A 12,775-nucleotide genomic window follows, 5' to 3' on the forward strand; every position below is an offset into this window, starting at 1 on the left:
AGGAACACTCAAATGACCAGGATCGCATTCGTCGCGGCCGCCATGCTCGTCGCTGCCATGGGCAGCGCCTCCGCCGGCAGCGACCATTACGGCGCCGATGGCGCCAATCAGACGACCGCCGGCATCGACCAAGCCCCGACCGCCTCGATCCGCGTACGGGACATGGCGCATCACCAGGCTTCGGTGGCGACAAGCTCCAGCGAGACGGTCGCCGACATCATTGCCCGGCACAACGACGAAAGCCTCTGGGGTCGCTGACGCCGTCTCGACCTCGCCAAAACCTTCACCATCCAACGACAGGAACCTTTGCAATGACCAGGATCGCTCTCACCACCGCCGCCATGCTTCTCGCCATCGGCTCTGCCTTCGCCGGCAGCGACCATTACGACGCCGACAATGCCAATCAGCCCACCGCCGGCGTCGACCGCGGCCCCACCGCCTCGGTGCGCAAGCACGAGGCCGCCAAGCCGGCCAATGTCGACACCTCGATGACGGCGCCGTCGCAAGCCTGGCCGGACCCGGGCCAGGGCATCTGGGGCAATTGATATTTCGTCTCCGGGATTTGGGGGCTAGACGCCGAAGCTGCTGATCTCCCCCCTTGTGGGGGAGATGTCCGGCAGGACAGAGGGGGGCGCGAAGGAACGCTGCCCAAGCAATTTGGCCTGATGGTCTTAGGGGCAGAACACCGGAACGTCGGCGGGACAGCGCCCCCCTCTGCCTTGCCAGGCATCTCCCCCACAAGGGGGGAGATTGGCGGCGTCGTCGCCTACGCTAGATCCTTTGGTCGCACGAAATCCGTCAGTCGGGCACCGCCAAATTCGAGGTTCGCCCAACCATCCTTCACCGTGAACCGCGCCAGCGCCCCCGTCGGGAATTTCACTTCAATTTTCCGGAACACATCCGCATCCGATCCGGCGCCGGCGAGCCGCAGCGTGAAGCTCTGCAGGCCGGGATTGTGGCCGATCACCAGCAGGCTCTTCGCTTTCGCTTGCCGCACGCGCGCCAGGATGGCGCCAGCCGCCGCCTCATAAAGCTCTTCGGAAAATTCCGCCGGGACATGCTTCGGCAATTCGGCGGCGATCAGCCGCCAGGTGTCGCGGGTGCGCAGCGCCGGCGAGACCAGCGCCAGGTCCGGCAGCCAGCCGCGCCGCGACAGCTCGCGCCCAATCAGCGGCGCCGTCTTCAGCCCGCGCGGGCCGAGCGGCCGGTCGAAATCGGCAAGCTTGGGATCGTCCCAACTCGACTTGGCATGGCGCAGGATAATCAGTTGTCTCATCGGCATTGTTCAGGACCACGGCTACCAGCGAAACGAGCGCGAGCCTTCTCTTTGATTGCCTCGATGTCAAAATGATCGAACGGGCCGCTGACTAACCCGTCTATCCAAGCCTTACGCAGCCGGTCTGTTTCGGTTTGGCTTGGGGGTTGGTTGAGCAATTCAGGGGGAAGCGTCATGCTGTTACTTCCGGCTGAAGGCCTCTACGGCGTGATCCGCGCCAGCTGCTCGAGGTCGGTTTCCTCGCGCAGCGGGTCTGGCGCCATCACCACCGAGGTGGCGTTGTCGGCGTCGTCGGCGAAATGGGCGAGCACGGTGTGGCCCTTTTCCATGCGCGCCTTGCCTTCGGCGACCAGACCAAGCGCCAGCGGGTAGAGCCGGTGCTCCACCTTCAGCACCCGCGCGGCTAAAGTGTCCTCATTGTCGCCGACCATCACCGGCACGGCGGCCTGGGCAATGATGGGGCCGTCATCCATTTCGGGCGTGACGAAATGCACCGAGCAGCCGTGAATGCGCACGCCCGCTCGGATAACTCTGGCATGCGTGTCCAGCCCCTTGAAAGCAGGCAGCAGGGCAGGGTGGATATTGACCATGCGCCCCTGCCATTTCTCGACCAGGCCACGGCCAAGGATGCGCATATAGCCGGCAAGCGCCACTATCTCGGCGCCGAAGCCGGTGAGCGCGGCGTCGATCGCGGCGTCAAATGCGTCCTTGTTCGGATGGTCGGCGCGCTGGATGACCCTGGTGGCGATGCCGCGCGACTGCGCGATCCCGAGGCCCGCGGCATTCGCCCGGTCGGAGATGACGCCGACGATCTCGGCCGGATAGGCCGGGTCGCTGGCTGCCGCGATCAGCGCCGTCATGTTGGAGCCGCGTCCCGAGATCAGGACGACCGTGCGTTTCCTGCTCATAGGCCGATCGAGCCCCGATAGATGACGCCAGCGTCGCGGCGCGGCACGATGCGGCCGATCGGCGTCACCGTCTCGCCCGCCTCCTGCAGCACCGCCGCCACTTGCGCCGCCTGGCCGGAAGCGACGGCCAGGATCATGCCGATGCCGCAGTTGAAGGTGCGCATCATCTCTTCCGGGGCGACGCCGCCGGTCTTGGCCAGCCACGAGAACACCGGCGGCACGTCGATGGCCTCGAGGTCGAGCTCGGCGGAAAAATCCTTGGGCAGCACGCGCGGAATGTTTTCCGGAAATCCGCCGCCGGTGATGTGGGCGAGCGCCTTGATGCCATGCGTGTTGCGGATGGCCTTCAGGATCGATTTCACATAGATGCGCGTCGGCTCGAGCAGCGCCTCGGCGAGGCTCAGCTCGTCGTTGAACGGCGCCGGATCGCTCCAGCCAAGGCCGCTCGCGGCGACGATGCGGCGCACCAGCGAAAAGCCGTTGGAGTGGAGGCCGGAGGAGGCGAGGCCGAGCAGCACGTCGCCCTCGACGATGTCGTCGGTCGGTAAGAGCTGGCCGCGCTCGGCCGCGCCCACGGCAAAGCCGGCCAGGTCGTAGTCCTTGTCGTGATACATGCCGGGCATCTCGGCGGTCTCGCCGCCGATCAGCGCGCAGCCGGCCTGCCGGCAGCCCTGCGCGATGCCGCCGACGATCGCCGCGCCCTGGTCCGGATCGAGCTTGCCGGTGGCGAAATAGTCGAGGAAGAACAAAGGCTCGGCGCCCTGCACGACGATGTCGTTGACGCACATGGCGACGAGGTCGATGCCGATCGTGTCGTGCTTGCCGGAATCGATGGCGATCTTGAGCTTGGTGCCGACACCGTCATTGGCCGCGACCAGCACCGGATCGGTGAAGCCGGCGGCCTTCAAATCGAACAGGCCGCCGAAGCCGCCGATCTCGCCGTCGGCGCCCGGCCGGCGCGTGGCGCGCACCAGCGGCTTGATCTTCTCGACCATAAGATTGCCGGCATCGATATCGACGCCCGCCTCGGCATAGGTGAGCCCGTTCTTGCGCTTGGCCTTGTCGCCCTTGCTCATCTTCGGCTCGTCCCTGTTTCCATTGCGGGCTCTTCGCATGAATGGTTTCGGGGAGCAAGGATGACGAGTAGGTCAGGGAATTTGTTCCCGGGAAAAGCTCAAACGCCGTCGGGACAGCAACCCCCTCTGGCCGGCAGGATAGAGGGGTGCCTCGCGTGGACCTTCGTCGCTTCCTCCCTTGCGCCCATCCGCCATCTCCATCATCTATTCCCCAACAAAAAGCCACGACGGGACATCGCGTGACCATACCCAACATGATCACGATCATGCGGCTCCTGCTGGTGCCGGCCGTGGTGCTGGCCATGCTGCAGGCGCGCTGGGACTGGGCTTTTGCCGGCTTCCTCGTCGCCGGCATCTCCGATGGCATCGACGGCTTCATCGCCCGCCGCTATCGGCTGTTCTCACGGCTCGGCGCCTATCTCGATCCGATGGCCGACAAGCTGCTGCTGGTCTCGGTCTTCGTCGTCATGGGCTTTGCCGGGGAACTGCCGCTCTGGCTGGTGGTGACCATGGTGTCGCGCGACGGGCTGATCGTCTGCGCCGTGCTTTTGTCCAGCGTGATGGCACAGCCGGTCGAGATGAAGCCGCTCTTTGTGTCCAAGGTGAACACCGCCGTGCAGATCGCGCTCGCGGCGCTGGTGCTGGGCGAGCTTGCCTTTTCCGTCCATCTCGACCCGCTGCGGCCGGCGCTCATATTGCTCTCCGGGGTCTTGACCGTGGCTTCGGCCGCGGCCTATCTCGTGGCCTGGCTAAGGCATATGAGCGGCTATGGCGAAGGCTCCCAGACAAGCAACACCAAGTCGGGCAATTCCAACACGGACACCTGACAGCGAAGCCTGGACGGCCGCGGCCTCGACCGCGCTACGCCGGCAGATCGCGTTCTGGCTGATCGTCGCCGTGCTCCTGGCGCTGTTCCTCTATGTCTTCTCGGGCATCCTCTTGCCCTTCGTCGCCGGCATGGTGCTTGCCTATTTCCTCGATCCGGTCGCCGACTGGCTGCAGCGGCTCGGCCTTTCCCGGCTGATGGCGACGGTGGTGATCCTCATTGCCTTCGTCGTCGTCGTGGTGCTCGCCTTCGTCATCCTGGTGCCGGTGCTGGCGACGCAGATGGCCGATTTCGCGCGCAAGCTGCCGGAATATCTCACCCGCCTGCAGTCGCTCATCACCAGCTTCGACCCGAAATGGCTGGAGCAGCGTTTCGGCGTCAACGCTGCCGGATTGCGCGACGGACTGAACTCGCTGCTCACCTCAGGTTTCAGCCTGCTGACCACCGTCTTCACCTCGATCTGGAGCTCGGGCGTGGCGCTGGTCTCGGTCGTCAGTCTGTTCGTCGTCACCCCGGTCGTCGCCTTCTACATGCTGCTGGACTGGGACCGCATGGTGGCCGTCGTCGACAGCTGGGTGCCGCGCGACTATGTCGAGACGGTCAGAGCTTTAGCCCGCGACATCAACACCGCCACCGCCGGCTTCGTGCGCGGGCAAGGCACGCTCTGCCTGGTGCTCGGCGCCATGTATGCCACCGGCCTGACGCTGACAGGGCTGAACTTCGCCATCCTCATCGGCTTCTTCGCCGGGTTGATCTCCTTCATCCCTTATGTCGGCTCGCTGACCGGGCTGGTGCTCGCCGTCGGCGTCGCCTTCGTCCAGTTCTGGCCGGACTGGACGATGGTCGTGCTTGTGGCCTGCGTGTTCTTCGTCGGCCAGTTCATCGAGGGCAACATCCTGCAGCCCAGGCTGGTGGGCAAAAGCGTCGGCCTGCATCCGGTATGGCTGATGTTTGCGCTGTTTGCGTTCGGCGCGCTGTTCGGCTTTGTCGGGCTGCTGATCGCGGTGCCGGCTTCGGCGGCGATCGCGGTGCTGGTGCGCTTTGCGATTTCCCGCTATCTCGAATCGCCGCTTTACAGGGGCCACGCCACCGAGGCCGCGGCGCCGTTGCCGGCGGATCGCGGCGGCGGCCACCGCAGCCAGCCGCGTGACTGAGATGGCCGGTGAGCGCACCGATCCCCCCCGGCAATTGCCGCTCGATCTCGGCCACGGCACCGGCTATTCGCGCGACGAGCTCGTCGTCTCCGGCACCAACGCGCAGGCGGTCACGCTAGTTGATCGCTGGCCGGACTGGCCCTCGCCGGTGGTGGTGCTGGCCGGGCCTCCGGGGTCCGGCAAGACGCATCTCGCCCAGATCTGGCAAACACAGGCGCACGCGATTGCCATCGCTCCCGACAGGATTGGCGAGCACATCGGCGGGCTTGGCGCGATGCCCGCGCTCATCGATGACATCGACAAGGGCCCGATCGATGAGCAAGGCCTGTTCCACCTGATCAACACCGTGCGCGGCGCCGGCTCCACGCTGCTTCTGACGGCGCGGCGCTTCCCCTCCGCCTGGCGCGTTACGCTGCCGGACCTCGTATCGCGGCTGAAGGCGGCGGCGACGATCGAGATCCACGAGCCCGACGATCTGCTGCTTGCCGGCGTCATCACAAAGCTCTTCGCCGACCGCCAAGTCGAGGTCGAGCCGCATGTCGTGCAATATCTGGTGCGGCGCATCGAACGCTCGCTGGCGACCGCCATGCGCGTCGTCGAACGCCTCGACCGCGCCGCGCTCGAGCGCAAGACGCCGATCACCCGCGCGCTTGCCGCCGAAACCGTCAGCGCCATGGACGAAGGGCAGGGCGAGTTCGATATTTAGGATATCGGGGGAGGCGTTCTCCCGAGACGTCCTTCTACGCCCAAAGTCCGGCCAAGTGCTGGACCAGCCGATAGACCCCCGTGTGCGCCGCCACGTAGCAGATAGCGACGAAGACAAAGAAGATGAGGCTCGCCGACCGCGACCGGCCGGCACCGCCGCTCTGCCTCTTGCTCGGCCGGTTGTTCCAAATCCACAGAGCAGCGCAAAGAATTGCCCAGACGACCATGACCGGAACCGTAAAGCCGTAATAGGCCAAGTAGGCCGGGCCGATCAGCGACAGCAACGCCTCGAGACCAGGCATCGAAAAGTCCCCCTTTTTTCAAAGTCTAGACCGGCTGCAGAGTTGGAAGCGAGGGATTATTCGAGCCGTGCTCGGACAGAAACTGGAGCGGGTGTGCCAGTCATCAATCCGTGGGGCGGCGCATAGTCTCATTCCGGGACAGTTCCTGCTGGCATCCATCTTGCACCGTGAGAAACGCCGGTTGATCCCGGTCCCGGTCGCGTACCAGATCGGGTTGTAGGCTCGCCGGGCTCGAGGTTGTTGGGGACTCGCCCGGCGGGTTTACGGTCGTTCTCAGCTCTCCAATTGAAGTGGACCAGAAAATGGCCCATCTCAAATGGACCAGAGAATGGTCCATCGGGGGCGATCATGCAGATATCCGTGACAGACGCCAAGGCCAACTGACCGAGTTGGTGCGCCGAGCCGAGGCGGGGGACGAGATCATCCTGACCCGTCACGGTCACGCGGCAGTGCGCCTGGTTCCGGTGCGTCCCATGGTGGACAGGAAGGAGCGGCGGGCCTTGCTGGAGGCCGCTCGGACTTCAGGCGCGGCCAAGGCCAGTGCCGGCCCTTCTGCCTCGCGTAGCCAGGATTTCCTCTATGGCGATGACGGCTTGCCGGAATGATCGCGGTCGATACGTCCGCCTTGATGGCGATTGTCCTCGATGAGCCGGAGGCTGGCTCCTGCATGACGGCGCTCGAGACGGAGGACAGCCTCCTGATATCGGCGGGAACCGTGGCCGAACTGCTGATCGTTGCGACAAGGCGAGGGGTGGCTGACGAAGTGTCGGCCTTGATCGACGGGCTCGGCTTCGAAATCGCGCCGGTGACGGAAGGCGCCGCGCGCCGCATTGCAGATGCTTATGCGCAGTGGGGCAAAGGCGTTCACGCAGCGGCGCTCAATTTCGGCGACTGCTTCGCCTACGAGGTGGCGAAGGACCGCGGCTGCCGGCTGCTCTATGTCGGCGAGGGTTTTTCGAAGACCGACATCGAAAGCGCGCTATAGGATCGCGGGCGCCGCGCCGCACGCTCATCGATCGGAAACCGGGTCAGGAAAACTGGTCGGAGTGGCGTGATTCGAACACGCGACCCCCTGATCCCAAATCAGGTGCGCTACCAGGCTGCGCTACACTCCGACGCTCGCGGCGTATAGGGTTCCGACGCCCGGAAGGCAACCCAAAAACGGAAGCTTCGCACGCGGAAATAGTGCCTCAGCGCTTTTGCTTGGCAATTCTGCGGGCGATCGCCGCACCCTGGATACGGGCGTTGGCGAAGCAGCCGCGAATGCTCGGCCGCATGCCGGTGAACCAGAGGCCGGGCAGCTTCGGGTCGCCGCCCGCGCCGTTGAACAGCGGCACGCCCTTGGCGTCGAGCACGCCGAGCCCGCCGACCATCGTCTCCAGCCCGGTGCGGTAGCCCGTCGCGGCAATGACGATGTCGGGCGAGATCGCCTGGCCGTTCTCGAGAACGACGCCGTCATGCCCGAATTCCTTAACCTGCGGCACGACGATGATGCGGCCGGCCTTGATCGCGTCGACCGCGCCGTCATCGGCGGCGATCGCCGTATAATCCGAGCCGAGGCGGCTGGCCCCGCCCGACGGTGCGGGGGGCAGGCCGAATTTCCTGAGGTCGCCGAAGACCAGCCGCTGCGTCGCTGCCATCACCGCGTCCGCCAGCCGGGCCGGCAGCCTCGCCATGACCGGCGAGAAGCGATGCACGGCAATCTTGCCGATGCGCTTGGGCAAGAGCGACGGCCCGTTGCGCGCCGAGAGCCACATCTGCCCGGTCTCGGCGCCGGAAAGGTGGTTGAGCGCGTCGAAGCCGGAATTGCCGGCGCCGACCACCAGCACCTTCTTCCCGGCATAGTCTCCCGCCCGGCCGAAATGCGCCGAATGGACGATCTTGCCCGAAAAATCCTTCATGCCTTTCCAGGCCGGGATGAAAGGCTGCCGGTCGCGTCCGGTGGCGATCACCACGTGGCGGGCCGCCCGTGGTCCCGTGCTGGTCTTCATCAGCCAGTGGTCGCCGCGGAACTCGATTTCCTTGACGATGACGCCGAAGGCGATTGGCAGCCGGTGCGTCTTGGCAAAGTCGTTGAAGAGGCGGATCACCGCGCTGCGGTGCGGAAAGGCGGGGGTGCCTTTCGGAAAGGAAACGCCGGGCAGCGTCGAGAGGTCACGATGCGTGTTGAGATGCAGATTGTCATGGCGATGGTGCCAGGGGTCGGCCAGGCGTCCCTCGCGCTCGAGGATCTCGGTGGCGACCCCGGCCTCGATCAAGGCGTAGGCGGCCGCCAATCCCGCCGCGCCGGCGCCGATCACGATCGCGCCTTCGAGGATCGCCGGCCCGCCGGCCCAATCCGACGAGATTTCCGCTTCCATGCCCATTCTTGTCTTTGTCGTCGTCATGGCTCTCAGGTGCCACGGCTATGTATCCGACATATGCCGCCGACCAGGTAATGGGAATAGGCCGTGGTTGCAGAGAGCCCCGGCATTGTGTCGCGGATAGGGAGGTTAACCGTTCGCGGGATCGGCGTGGCGGTGCACCAGCTTGAAGGCGCCGTCCTCGAGCCGGAAGACTTCTGTCACCCGCAGGGTCATCTCGGCGGGCTGGCCGTTCTTGCCCATGCGCGCCTTCGCATGCTGCAGCCCGGTCCAGAAGGCGAGGTCGCCGCTTGCCTGCGACTGCAGCACCTCGATGTCGGTGCTGCCGCCTTCATGGAAGCTGGCGGCGTCGCGCTCATAGCGGCCGGCGACTGCATCGGCGCCTTCGAGATGGTCGCCGCGCGGCGAAAAGAAGGTTGCCGGCTCGCTATGCGTCACGATCGCCTTCAGCGATGTGGCGTTGCCGTTGACATAGTCCTCGGCGATCTTCTCGCGCTGCTTCATGAAGGCGCTGAAGGACGAGCCGCCTGGCCGCACGGTTCTGATCCACGTCTCCAGGGCGCCCATGAAATTTTCGAGGAAAGCGGCGGTGTCGCTGCTCTTGACCGCGCCATTGTCGTCGAGGAGCTCGGCGACATTGCCGATATAGGCCTCCGGCTGCTGCATCACCGGCATGTCGAGGAAGACGAAGGTCTGCCTGAGCGCTTGGTTGGAACCGAAGGCGCCGATCTTGCTCGGGCTGACGCTGACAACGCCGGCGGGCAGGCCCTTGAAGACGCTCTTGCCTGGCGGGCGCGAGCCGACATCGAGCGCGTTCTTCAGGCAGCCGGGGATAGAGCGATTGTATTCCGGCGTCACGAACAGCACCGCGTCGCACTCTCTTATCGCGGCACGGAATGCCGACCAGGCGGCGGGCGGCGTGTCGCCGTCGAGATCCTCGTTGTAGAGGGGCAGTTCGCCGATCTCGATGAAGCGGCATCGCAGCGAATCCGGCGCGCGGGCCGCCAGCGCCTTGGCGATCTTGCGGCTGTAGGATTGGGCGCGCAGGCTGCCGACAAGCACGGCTAGCTGCAGGACGGGATGGTTGTTTGTCATGGTCATGGCGCACTGTCCCGGGCTTGTTGACGAGGATGGCGACGCTTGGTGGCGCTCGGCAGCCTTGCTGGCCGCGACAATGGCTGGAGCGGCTGGGCTGATCGCCTGACCTTCCGTTAATGTCCGGGCCGGCGCGAGGTTCCCCCACCCAATCATGACTGCCGCTTGCCAGCCATGACCGCTTCGCAAGCCTTGGCCGCTTGCGGGCGCCGCCGTTGCACAGTATTGACGGGTTGGCGCGCGGCCTCGGCCCCCAATTCGGCTTTTCGGTCGCGCGCAGCGAAATGGGTGCCCGGTCTTCGGGCGGCAAAGAGGTGGTCATGTCCGCGCGCATTTTCAGCCCAGCCAAAACCGCGATGCAGTCCGGCAAGGCCAAGACCGGCCACTGGGTGCTGGAGTTCGATCCCGCTCAGCGCAAGAAGATCGACCCGCTGATGGGCTACACCACCTCGGGCGACATGCTGAGCCAGGTGCGGCTCACCTTCGACACGAAGGAAGAGGCGGTGGCTTACGCCGAGAAGCAGGGCATTGCCTTCCGCGTCGAGGAGCCGAAGGAGACGAAGCGCCGGCAGATTTCCTATTCGGACAATTTCCGCTATGACCGCAGGACGCCCTGGACGCACTAACCCGGTGGTCGAGCGTCACTCGGCATGAGTGGCATCAGCCGGCCTCGGCCGGCCAGCGGTCCCGTAGCTCAGCTGGATAGAGCACCGGCCTTCTAAGCCGATGGTCGCAGGTTCGAATCCTGCCGGGATCGCCATTTTTATAGTTCCCAATCTGGAGAATGGCAGAACGATATCTGAGTCGTCGTTCCATCTGCGTACGCTTACGAAGCCTTGACGCGTGTATGCTATTGGAGAAGTCGGTTTATGAGCGAGCACAAGCCGAAGCGTCCGATCGAGCGCTGCCCGTCCCACCCGGGAGCACTGCTTGAGGATATCATCCCGGCAACCGGAAAGACCAAGGTGGAGATTGCCAGGCTGCTCGGCATTTCGCGTCAGCAGCTTTACGACATCACTCGCGAGAGGAAGCCGGTTTCGCCGGCTGTCGCGGCGCGGCTCGGAATGATGTTCGGCGACGGCGCCGCCATCTGGCTTCGCATGCAGGCCACACCGGCAGCCTGTGCGGCGGCGGCTCGGCGGCGAACCTGATGGCGCTGGCGATGGCGCGGGAGTCTCGATTGCCGGCCAACGAGACCGGCGCGCGGCCAGGCATCGTCTATGCCTCGCAGGAGGCCCACATGTCCATGCCGAAGGCCGTCGCACTGCTCGGCATCGGCCGCGGCAATCTTCGCCTGATCGCGGTCGACGAGGCCCTGCGCATGCGCGTCGATGCGCTCGAGGCCGCGATCGCCGCCGACCGCGCCGCCGGGCGCACGCCCATCGCCATCGTCGCCACGACCGGCACGGTCAACACCGGCGCTGTCGATCCGCTGCCGGAGATCGCGGATGTCGCCGCCCGCGAAAACCTGTGGCTGCATGTCGACGGCGCCTATGGCGGCCTGGCGGCGCTGGCGGCGCCGGAAAAGTTCCGCGGCCTCGACCGGGCCGACTCGCTGTCGCTCGACGCGCACAAATGGCTCTATCAGCCCGCCGAATGCGGCTGCCTGCTGCACCGCCATCCCGATATCGCTCGCCAGACCTTTTCGCACAGCGGCGACTATGTGCGCTCCTTTCGCGAAGACCCCGGGGAAAGCTTTGCTTTCTTCGACGAGTCGATGGAATTGTCGCGGCGCTTCCGCGCGCTGAAACTCTGGCTGTCGCTGCAATATCACGGACGCCGTGCGTTTCGCGCCGCGATCCGCCGCGATCTCGATAACGCCCTCGCGCTGGCGCGGACCGTCGGGGCGCGCCCGGAACTGGAACTGCTGGCGCCGGTGACGCTGAGCGCGGTCTGCTTCCGCCACCGCACCAAGGACAATGCCGCCATCCTCAAGCGCATGGCCACACGCGGCCGCGTCTATCTGTCGAACGCGACGATCGGCGGCCAGTTCGCGCTGCGCGCCTGCTTCGTCAACCACCGGACGAGCGATGACGACGTGGAAGCGATTGTTCCCGAGGTGATCGCTGCCGCCGAAGAGGTGAACGCCTGATCCAAGGCGCAAACGCGGCTTCGCCGCTTTACGAAAAGCAGGAAAGGGAGATTGATATCGAAATCTGTCCGAACCGCGCGATATTCTTCTTTTGCCCTGAAGCGAGAAACAGTCGAACGAATGGCTGGGGTCAAGGCGACCACATGCGTCGCTGGTGCCATAGGTCTACAGGCGTTCGCCAAAGGCGATATCGAGCGGCCTCTGCGATTTGCTGAGCAATTGGCGCGTCACCGTAGACATTGAAGAATTGATGAACGCGCGGCCCGGCGAACAGCTTTTTGCCTCGCGTGTTGTAGTTCCTAATTTTCAGGCGATGCGGGCTGATGGTCCGGCCATCTTGGGATAGGGCGATCCCAATGCAGAACTGCTCAGCAGCATCTATCTTGGCGATCTCGTGAACGGCGAGCATCGGAGGATAGGCGTCGAGCAGGGCGGGAAGGTTTTCACGGTGCACGCCGAGAATGCCGCTATTCCACATCGGCTCATGGCCGGTCACAACATAGTCGCCGACCCGGACACCTTTGCCCTCCAGCCGCGGGCACCAAGCATGCGCCCCCTCGCAAAGACGCATGATTGAATGGCAGGGCGTAATGGCCTCGAAGGCTCGGGATAGATTCCCGACCGGGTACATGTCCGTGTCCATGAAAAGCAATCGGTCAGCGCGCTTCAAAAGCTCGATAAGGCCCCCGGCCTTGATGCCGAAATGATAGCGCCAATCGAAGGATAGCTCGTTCTTCTTCTCGGCGCTCACAAGTATCGTTTCAAGCGGGTATCCGCGAAAGAGTGCCGGTCTGTCAGTTGCGACGATGATCTTGGCTTTAGGGCAATGGTGCAAAAGCTTAAGCGCACTGAGCAGCGCGCCGGAGTGATAGAGCTCGTTGTCGCCATAGGCGATGTAACCAAAGACGTCATTCATTCGGTCAAGTCGTTCATTCTACTAAGTGGAGCGGGCCGTTCGCTCCACTATCAACACTCCCA

General features: G+C 64.8%; 16 protein-coding genes, 2 tRNA genes and 1 pseudogene. 11 read left to right on the forward strand and 8 right to left on the reverse strand.

What is annotated here, in order from left to right:
* Positions 1-12 precede the first annotated feature (12 nt).
* Entirely contained in the window at positions 13-258 is a 246-nt protein-coding gene (locus RFN30_RS03605; protein WP_320260744.1) for a DUF680 domain-containing protein, read from the forward strand.
* 53 nt (positions 259-311) lie between these two features.
* A complete protein-coding gene (locus RFN30_RS03610; RefSeq protein ID WP_320260745.1) occupies positions 312-545 on the forward strand; it encodes a DUF680 domain-containing protein in 234 nt (77 codons plus the stop codon).
* Positions 546-766: 221 nt separating this feature from the next.
* Here RFN30_RS03610 and RFN30_RS03615 read toward each other — a convergent pair whose 3' ends face one another.
* The 3 genes from RFN30_RS03615 to purM all read right to left on the reverse strand — a co-directional run bounded on the left by RFN30_RS03615 (position 767) and on the right by purM (position 3,260).
* Complete coding sequence (locus tag RFN30_RS03615) at positions 767-1,276, reverse strand: SixA phosphatase family protein (RefSeq protein ID WP_320260746.1); 510 nt, start codon at positions 1,274-1,276, stop codon at positions 767-769.
* Between the two features lie 200 nt (positions 1,277-1,476).
* A complete protein-coding gene (purN, locus tag RFN30_RS03620; protein WP_320260747.1) occupies positions 1,477-2,184 on the reverse strand; it encodes a phosphoribosylglycinamide formyltransferase in 708 nt (235 codons plus the stop codon).
* Positions 2,181-3,260, reverse strand: coding sequence for a phosphoribosylformylglycinamidine cyclo-ligase (purM, locus tag RFN30_RS03625; protein ID WP_320260748.1), 1,080 nt, complete (start codon positions 3,258-3,260; stop codon positions 2,181-2,183). Before purM ends, purN begins: the two co-directional genes overlap by 4 nt.
* 239 nt (positions 3,261-3,499) lie before the next feature.
* Between purM and RFN30_RS03630 the strand changes: the two genes are divergently transcribed.
* From RFN30_RS03630 to hdaA, 3 genes are read left to right on the forward strand one after another with little or no spacing between them, the layout of a single operon-like run.
* Complete coding sequence (locus RFN30_RS03630; RefSeq protein WP_320260749.1) at positions 3,500-4,087, forward strand: CDP-alcohol phosphatidyltransferase family protein; 588 nt, start codon at positions 3,500-3,502, stop codon at positions 4,085-4,087.
* A complete protein-coding gene (locus RFN30_RS03635; protein WP_320260750.1) occupies positions 4,029-5,240 on the forward strand; it encodes an AI-2E family transporter in 1,212 nt (403 codons plus the stop codon). The genes RFN30_RS03630 and RFN30_RS03635 overlap by 59 nt, the downstream gene beginning before the upstream one ends.
* A 1-nt stretch (position 5,241) precedes the next feature.
* Entirely contained in the window at positions 5,242-5,946 is a 705-nt protein-coding gene (gene hdaA, locus RFN30_RS03640; RefSeq protein ID WP_320260969.1) for a DnaA regulatory inactivator HdaA, read from the forward strand.
* Positions 5,947-5,980: 34 nt separating this feature from the next.
* Here hdaA and RFN30_RS03645 read toward each other — a convergent pair whose 3' ends face one another.
* Complete coding sequence (locus RFN30_RS03645; protein ID WP_320260751.1) at positions 5,981-6,247, reverse strand: hypothetical protein; 267 nt, start codon at positions 6,245-6,247, stop codon at positions 5,981-5,983.
* Between the two features lie 348 nt (positions 6,248-6,595).
* On the opposite strand from RFN30_RS03645, the pseudogene RFN30_RS03650 reads away from it, so the two are divergent.
* Positions 6,596-6,852: pseudogene (locus RFN30_RS03650) on the forward strand (type II toxin-antitoxin system Phd/YefM family antitoxin).
* Positions 6,849-7,232, forward strand: a complete 384-nt coding sequence (locus tag RFN30_RS03655) for a type II toxin-antitoxin system VapC family toxin (protein WP_320260752.1) — start codon at positions 6,849-6,851, stop codon at positions 7,230-7,232. The pseudogene RFN30_RS03650 and the gene RFN30_RS03655 overlap by 4 nt, the downstream one beginning before the upstream one ends.
* Before the next feature lie 53 nt (positions 7,233-7,285).
* Here the strand turns inward: RFN30_RS03655 and RFN30_RS03660 are convergent.
* The 3 genes from RFN30_RS03660 to RFN30_RS03670 form a co-directional block, all read right to left on the reverse strand.
* Positions 7,286-7,362 (reverse strand) — tRNA-Pro (locus RFN30_RS03660).
* A 75-nt stretch (positions 7,363-7,437) separates the two neighbouring features.
* Positions 7,438-8,634 (reverse strand): flavin-containing monooxygenase, encoded by a 1,197-nt coding sequence (locus tag RFN30_RS03665; protein WP_320260753.1) that lies wholly within the window; start codon positions 8,632-8,634, stop codon positions 7,438-7,440.
* A gap of 105 nt (positions 8,635-8,739) precedes the next feature.
* Positions 8,740-9,711, reverse strand: a complete 972-nt coding sequence (locus RFN30_RS03670; protein ID WP_320260754.1) for an NAD(P)H-dependent oxidoreductase — start codon at positions 9,709-9,711, stop codon at positions 8,740-8,742.
* 314 nt (positions 9,712-10,025) lie between these two features.
* Here RFN30_RS03670 and RFN30_RS03675 point away from each other — a divergent pair, with 314 nt between their 5' ends.
* From RFN30_RS03675 to RFN30_RS03690, 4 genes are all read left to right on the forward strand, one after another.
* Positions 10,026-10,331 carry an ETC complex I subunit gene (locus tag RFN30_RS03675; RefSeq protein ID WP_126084876.1) on the forward strand — a complete coding sequence of 102 codons (306 nt, stop codon included), beginning with the start codon at positions 10,026-10,028 and terminating at the stop codon, positions 10,329-10,331.
* 57 nt (positions 10,332-10,388) lie between these two features.
* A tRNA-Arg gene (locus tag RFN30_RS03680) sits at positions 10,389-10,465 on the forward strand.
* A gap of 109 nt (positions 10,466-10,574) precedes the next feature.
* Positions 10,575-10,856 (forward strand): HigA family addiction module antitoxin, encoded by a 282-nt coding sequence (locus tag RFN30_RS03685; RefSeq protein ID WP_320260755.1) that lies wholly within the window; start codon positions 10,575-10,577, stop codon positions 10,854-10,856.
* Positions 10,856-11,797, forward strand: a complete 942-nt coding sequence (locus RFN30_RS03690) for a pyridoxal phosphate-dependent decarboxylase family protein (RefSeq protein WP_320260756.1) — start codon at positions 10,856-10,858, stop codon at positions 11,795-11,797. The genes RFN30_RS03685 and RFN30_RS03690 overlap by 1 nt, the downstream gene beginning before the upstream one ends.
* 130 nt (positions 11,798-11,927) lie before the next feature.
* On the opposite strand, the gene RFN30_RS03695 is transcribed toward RFN30_RS03690, so the two are convergent.
* On the reverse strand, positions 11,928-12,713 hold the full coding sequence (locus RFN30_RS03695; protein ID WP_320260757.1) for a hypothetical protein: 786 nt from the start codon (positions 12,711-12,713) through the stop codon (positions 11,928-11,930).
* Positions 12,714-12,775 lie beyond the last annotated feature (62 nt).

The organism is Mesorhizobium dulcispinae (genome assembly GCF_033977345.1).
In the GTDB taxonomy this organism is placed as follows: Bacteria; Pseudomonadota; Alphaproteobacteria; order Rhizobiales; family Rhizobiaceae; genus Mesorhizobium; species Mesorhizobium dulcispinae.

Bases quoted from the DNA above. Each gene is read 5' to 3' on its own strand.
- RFN30_RS03655 (WP_320260752.1), top strand. From the start codon at position 6,849: ATGATCGCGGTCGATACGTCCGCCTTGATGGCGATTGTCCTCGATGAG.
- RFN30_RS03695 (WP_320260757.1), bottom strand. From the start codon at position 12,713: ATGAATGACGTCTTTGGTTACATCGCCTATGGCGACAACGAGCTCTAT.
- purM (WP_320260748.1), bottom strand. From the start codon at position 3,260: ATGAGCAAGGGCGACAAGGCCAAGCGCAAGAACGGGCTCACCTATGCC.
- RFN30_RS03675 (WP_126084876.1), top strand. From the start codon at position 10,026: ATGTCCGCGCGCATTTTCAGCCCAGCCAAAACCGCGATGCAGTCCGGC.
- RFN30_RS03690 (WP_320260756.1), top strand. From the start codon at position 10,856: ATGGCGCTGGCGATGGCGCGGGAGTCTCGATTGCCGGCCAACGAGACC.
- RFN30_RS03610 (WP_320260745.1), top strand. From the start codon at position 312: ATGACCAGGATCGCTCTCACCACCGCCGCCATGCTTCTCGCCATCGGC.
- hdaA (WP_320260969.1), top strand. From the start codon at position 5,242: ATGGCCGGTGAGCGCACCGATCCCCCCCGGCAATTGCCGCTCGATCTC.
- RFN30_RS03635 (WP_320260750.1), top strand. From the start codon at position 4,029: ATGGCGAAGGCTCCCAGACAAGCAACACCAAGTCGGGCAATTCCAACA.
- RFN30_RS03615 (WP_320260746.1), bottom strand. From the start codon at position 1,276: ATGAGACAACTGATTATCCTGCGCCATGCCAAGTCGAGTTGGGACGAT.
- RFN30_RS03605 (WP_320260744.1), top strand. From the start codon at position 13: ATGACCAGGATCGCATTCGTCGCGGCCGCCATGCTCGTCGCTGCCATG.
- RFN30_RS03685 (WP_320260755.1), top strand. From the start codon at position 10,575: ATGAGCGAGCACAAGCCGAAGCGTCCGATCGAGCGCTGCCCGTCCCAC.
- RFN30_RS03645 (WP_320260751.1), bottom strand. From the start codon at position 6,247: ATGCCTGGTCTCGAGGCGTTGCTGTCGCTGATCGGCCCGGCCTACTTG.
- RFN30_RS03665 (WP_320260753.1), bottom strand. From the start codon at position 8,634: ATGACGACGACAAAGACAAGAATGGGCATGGAAGCGGAAATCTCGTCG.
- RFN30_RS03670 (WP_320260754.1), bottom strand. From the start codon at position 9,711: ATGACCATGACAAACAACCATCCCGTCCTGCAGCTAGCCGTGCTTGTC.
- purN (WP_320260747.1), bottom strand. From the start codon at position 2,184: ATGAGCAGGAAACGCACGGTCGTCCTGATCTCGGGACGCGGCTCCAAC.